The sequence below is a fragment of the Actinotalea sp. JY-7885 genome (genome assembly GCF_014525465.1).
GTDB lineage: Bacteria > Actinomycetota > Actinomycetes > Actinomycetales > Cellulomonadaceae > Actinotalea.
Genome location: NZ_JACEXH010000206.1, coordinates 1 through 5165 on the forward strand (window position 1 = coordinate 1; position 5165 = coordinate 5165).

Annotated in this window: 5 protein-coding genes; 3 read left to right on the plus strand and 2 right to left on the minus strand. The window is 76.5% G+C overall.

The annotated features are described in order from the left end of the window. On the plus strand, positions 1-532 hold a 532-nt coding region (locus IDM29_RS14705; protein ID WP_223148368.1), incomplete at its 5' end, for an FHA domain-containing protein. Between the two features lie 295 nt (positions 533-827). Here the strand turns inward: IDM29_RS14705 and IDM29_RS14710 are convergent. Beyond that, positions 828-2102: a TIGR03862 family flavoprotein gene (locus IDM29_RS14710; protein ID WP_182112469.1), complete on the minus strand. Its 1275-nt coding sequence runs from the start codon at positions 2100-2102 to the stop codon at positions 828-830. A 209-nt stretch (positions 2103-2311) separates the two neighbouring features. On the opposite strand from IDM29_RS14710, the gene IDM29_RS14715 reads away from it, so the two are divergent. Both IDM29_RS14715 and IDM29_RS14720 read left to right on the plus strand, forming a co-directional pair. Continuing rightward, entirely contained in the window at positions 2312-2644 is a 333-nt protein-coding gene (locus IDM29_RS14715) for a hypothetical protein (protein ID WP_182112470.1), read from the plus strand. 100 nt (positions 2645-2744) lie between these two features. Further along, positions 2745-3995, plus strand: a complete 1251-nt coding sequence (locus tag IDM29_RS14720; RefSeq protein WP_182112471.1) for an MFS transporter — start codon at positions 2745-2747, stop codon at positions 3993-3995. Between the two features lie 125 nt (positions 3996-4120). Here IDM29_RS14720 and IDM29_RS14725 read toward each other — a convergent pair. After that, positions 4121-5165, minus strand: a 1045-nt coding sequence (locus IDM29_RS14725) for a dihydrolipoamide acetyltransferase family protein (RefSeq protein WP_188037705.1), incomplete at its 5' end; no start/stop codon positions are given.

Consider the following 5165-nt stretch of genomic DNA (forward strand, 5'->3'; position numbering starts at 1 on the left):
TGGTGAGCCGGCTCCGGGTGCGGCGTCGACGGGTGCTCCGGCCGGTGGCGGCTCCGCGGGCGCAGGGGCGGCCGGCGCGGCGGCGTCGTCGGGCCCCGGGCCTGTCGCGCCCGCCGTCCCGCTCGAGTGGGTCGCCGAGGTGTGGGTGGACCCGGACTGGTACGCGGAGCAGGACCAGGCCGACCAGCCGTGCCCGTCGCCGGGCCTGCCGACGACGGTGCCGCTGACGGTCCGGTCGCTCCTCGTGGGTCGCGTCTCGCGCAGCCGGAACATCCACCCGGAGATCGACTGCGGCACCGACGCGGCCGTGAGCCGCCGCCAGGCGCAGCTCACCACCGACGGGTCGCGCTGGTTCGTGGAGGACCTCCAGTCCTCCAACGGCACGTACGTCGGCTCGGCGGGCGGCCCGCTCCCGACGCAGGCCCTGGTGCCGGGTCAGCGGCGCGAGCTCGCCGAGGACGACCGCGTCTACGTCGGGGCGTGGACCCGCATCGTCATCCGCAGGGCCACCCCGGAGGAGCGCACCGCCTGACGCCCCGAGCGCGGAGCGTCGTGGCGAGACACACCGGCGTGTCCGGGCACCACGCTCCACACGGGCGCACCCACCACGCCACCACCGCACCACCCCATCAGCGCGGAGCGTCGTGGCGAGACACACCGGCGTGTCCGGGCACCACGCTCCACACGGGCGCACCCCACCACCGCACCACCGCACCAGCCCATCAGTGCGGAGCGTCGTGGCGAGACACACCGGCGTGTCCGGGCACCACGCTCCGCGCTGCGGTGCCGGTGCCGGTGTTGGTGCCGGTGTTGGTGATGGGTGGGCGTCAGGGGGGCCCGGGGTCGCCCGGATCCGCCGGGCGGGCCAGCCACGCGAGCGCGCCGTGGGCCGCCGCGACGCCCGTGCTGAACGACGCCTGGAGCAGGTAGCCGCCGGTCGGGGCCTCCCAGTCGAGCATCTCGCCGGCGACGAACGTGCCCGGCAGCCGCCGCAGCATCAGCGACTCGTCGACCTCCGACCACGCGACCCCACCGGCCGACGAGATGGCACGGTCGATGGGCATCGTCCCCGTGACCGCGACGGGCACGGCCTTGACCAGCGCTGCCACGGCCGCCGGGTCACTGGGCAGGGCGCCGCCCACGGACTCGCGGAGCAGGGCCGCCGCCACCGGGTCCAGCCCGAGCGCGCGCCGCAGCGCCGTGGCCGTGGAGTCCTTGGGCCGACGCCGACCCCAGCGCTCCGCCAGCTGGGTGGCGCTGCGGTCGGGGCGGAGGTCGACCTCGAGCACGCAGCGCCCGTCGGCGTCGAGCGCGTCGCGCACGGCGGCGCCGATCGCGTACACCGGGCCACCCTCGATCCCGCTGCGGGTCAGCATCGCGTCACCGCGCGCCGTCGCGCCGGACCGCCCCCGCACCGACACCTGCACGTTCTTCACCGGCGACCCGGCGCACCGGTCGGCGAAGCCGGGCGACCAGACCACGCACAGCCCGACGTTGGCCGCGCGCAGCGGCGTCACCGCGACGCCCCGCTCGGCGAAGGGGCCGACCCAGCCGCCGTCCGCACCGAGTCGCGGCCAGGACGCCCCGCCCAGGGCGAAGAGCGTGACGTCGGCGGCGGCCACCTCGGTCACCGTGCCGTCGGGGGCGACGAGCCGGAGCCCGTCCCCGTCGGTCCACCCGGTCCAGCGCCGGCGCCGCTCGATGCGCACCCCGAGGTCGGCCAGCCGCGCCAGCCAGGCCCGGACCAGCGGCGTCGCACGAAAGGAGCGCGGGAACACGCGCCCGCTCGACCCGACGAAGGTCTCCTCGCCGAGCCCGGCGCACCACGCGCGCAGGTCCTGGGGACCGAACGCCTCGAGCATCGGGCGCAGGCGGTCCGCGGCCGCGCCGTAGCGGGCCACGAACCGCTCGGCGGGCTCGGTGTGGGTGAGGTTGAGCCCGCCGTGACCGGCCAGCATGAACTTGCGCGCCACCGACGGCATCGCGTCGTACACCGTGACGGCCACCCCCGCCTCCGCGAGGCGCTCGGCGGCGATCAGCCCGGCCGGCCCCCCGCCGACGACGGTCGCGGTCCTGCCCCGGACGACGTCGGCCGCGGTCACCGGGGTGTCCGCACGGGTGCGACGCGGGAGGGCATCCCGCGACGGTAGTCGAGGCCGGCGCCGCCGTGCCCCGCCGCCCGGCCCGACGGCGAGCTCGGCGAGCCCCCGGAGGTCCGCGGCGGCGGTGTGGGAGCCTACGGGGCGTGCGACACGGATCGAGGGTGCCCCTGCCGGGCCGGACGCGAGCCCGACGACGTCGTCGGGGCCCGGTGCTCGCGCCGCTCGCGGTGACGCTGCTCGCCCTCGCGGCGGGCTGCGCGGCGTCCGACCCACCGTCCGGTCCACCGCCGGAGCACGAGATCCCCTCGCTCGGGCCCGACCAGGTCTGGGTCGTCGCGATCTCCGACCCCCGCGGCGACCTGGGCGACTGCGCGCAGGACGCGGCCGTCGCACAGGCCCTCATGACGACGGACGAGCCGGCCTCGCACATCTCGATGGTGCTCGTCGCCGAGGCGACACAGGCCGACGTCGAGCGCGTCCTGACGTGCGTCGACGACGCACTGACGAGCGGCGACGTGACCGTCACCACCACGCCGGGCTGACCGCTTCGCGGCGGGACCGCCTAGACTGGCAGCGCTAAGTGGGCAGTTCCGTGTGTGGGGTCGGGCGCACGGGTACTCGACGTACCCGGAGACACCCCACATGACGCAGGACCTTCAGACCTCACCCCCGCGCGCCACGCGCGCCGCCTCGGACCGCCCCTCGCTCGTCCGGGCGGGTGGCCTCCCCTTCCTCACGACGGCGCTCCTCGGACGCCTCCCGTCGTCGACGATCCAGCTCGGGCTGCTGATGTTCGTGGCCGCGTCCGGCCTCGGGGTCGGCCTCGGCGGGCTCACGGTGGCCGCGGTCGGCGTCGGCACCGCGATCGGGGCACCGCTCGTCGGCCGCTCGGTCGACCGCTGGGGACCGTTCCCCGTCGTCGTCGCGGCGACGGCCGTGCAGGTCAGCGCGCTGCTCGGGGTGCTGGCCGCGACCTCGACCCACGCCCCGACGTGGCTGCTCATCGTGAGCGCCGGACTGGTCGGCGCCGCGAACCCCCAGGTCGGCTCGATCGCGCGGTCGCGCTGGTCGCACCTCGCGCGCCGCACCGGGCGCCCGGACCTCGTGCACCGGGCACTCGGCTACGAGGTGGCCGCGGACGAGGTCGGGTTCGTCGTCGGCCCCGTCGCCGCGAGCCTGCTCGTCGCGTTCCTCGGACCGGTGCCGGCGCTGTGGGTGCTGATCGGCTTCGCGCTCCTGGGCCAGGGGGCGTTCGCCGTCCACCTGCGCGGCGACCGCGCCTCCTGGGTCTCGCGCGCGACGACGTCGGCGGGCCTCCTGCCCGGCGCCGGCCAGCGCCTGCGCCTCGCCCCGCTCGTCGCGCCCCTGCTCGCGTGCCTCGCGGTCGGCATGGCGTTCGGGTCGACCCAGACCGGGCTGACCGCCGTCAACGAGCTGCGCGGCACGGAGGCACTGACCGGCGTCATCTACGGCTGCGCGGGCCTCGGCAGCGGGATCGCGAGCCTGGCGGTGACGCGCTTCGCCCGTCGGTTCGGGCTCGGCGCGCGCGTCGTCGTCGGCGGGGCCGCGGTGCTGCTCGGTGCGCTCGGTCTCGGGACGCTGCCGGGCGCCCTCGGCGCCGCCGCCTACGCCACCCTGCTCGGGCTCGGCGCGGGGACGCTCCTGGTCAGCAGCTACTCACGCGGCGAGGCCGTCGCGCCGCCGCGCCTCGTCGCCTCGACCATGACCCTGCTCGCGACAGCGCTCGTGCTCGGGGTCTCGGCCGGTGCGGCACTCAGCGGCGTGCTCGCCGCCACGCCCGCGTACGCGTTCGTGCCGGCGGCCGCGGCCGGCGTCCTCGGGATCGTCACGGGCCTGGCCCTCCGCAACCACCGCGACCGAACCCAGGCCTGAGCCCCGCCGGCCACGACCGACCTCCGCCCGCTGAGCACGTCCGTTCCACGCCACTGCGTCCTGCGCAGCCGACGTGGTGGCGTGGAACGGACGTGCTCGCCCAGGGGTCGGGCGGGCGGGGGGCGTCAGCCCCAGACCAGGCCCTGGCCCGGCTCCTGGAGGACGGCGGCGACGTCGGCAAGGAAGCGCGAGCCGAGCGCGCCGTCGACCAGGCGGTGGTCGAACGACAGCGCGAGCTGCGTCACGTGGCGCTTGCGGATCTTGCCCTTGTGCACCCACGGCTGCTCGCGGATCGCGCCGAACGCGAGGATCGCGGACTCGCCGGGGTTGAGGATGGGCGTGCCGGAGTCGATGCCGAAGACGCCGACGTTGGTGATCGTGATGGTGCCGTCGGCCATGTCGGCGGGCTGCGTCCGGCCGGCGCGCGCGGTCGACGTCAGGTCCGCGAGCGCGACCGCCAGCCCGTGCAGGTCCAGCCGGTGCGCGTCCTTGATGTTGGGCACGATCAGCCCGCGGGGCGTCTGGGCCGCGATCCCCAGGTTGACGTAGTGCTTGTAGACGATCTCCTGCGCCTCGTCGTCCCAGGACGCGTTGATCTCCGGGTGGCGCCGCACCGCGAGCAGCACCGCCTTCATGGCCACGAGCAGCGGCGTCACCCGCACGTCCGCGAACTCGCGGTCGTCGCGCAGGCGGGCGACCAGGCGCATCGTCTTGGTGACGTCGACCGTGTGGAACACCGACACGTGCGGGGCGGTGAACGCGCTCGCGACCATCACCTCGGCCGTGCGCTTGCGCACCGAGCGCACCGGGACGCGCGTGGCCCGTCCGTCCGGGGTCACCGTGCCCGACGCGAGCCACGGCTGGTCGTCCGCCGGGTACGTCACCAGCGGCTGCACCTGGTTGGCCTGCGAGCGCGCGATCACGTCCTCGCGCGTGACGATCCCGCCCGGACCGGTCGGGCGCACCGTCGCGAGGTCCACGTTCAGGTCGCGCGCGAGTTTGCGGACGGGCGGCTTGGCCAGGATCTGGCGCGACTGCTCCGTGCGCTCGGCGGCCGACGGCGGCACGGGCGCCGACGCCGGCTCCGGCGCGGTCCGGCGCGCACGCCGGGTCGCGCTCTGCCCGCTGACGCCGTAGCCGACGAGGACCGCCCCGCTCGCGCCGTCGTCG

What these genes read in the sequence shown, in the direction of transcription:
- IDM29_RS14720 (WP_182112471.1), top strand. Translation starts at nt 2,745, where the DNA reads ATGACGCAGGACCTTCAGACCTCACCCCCGCGCGCCACGCGCGCCGCC.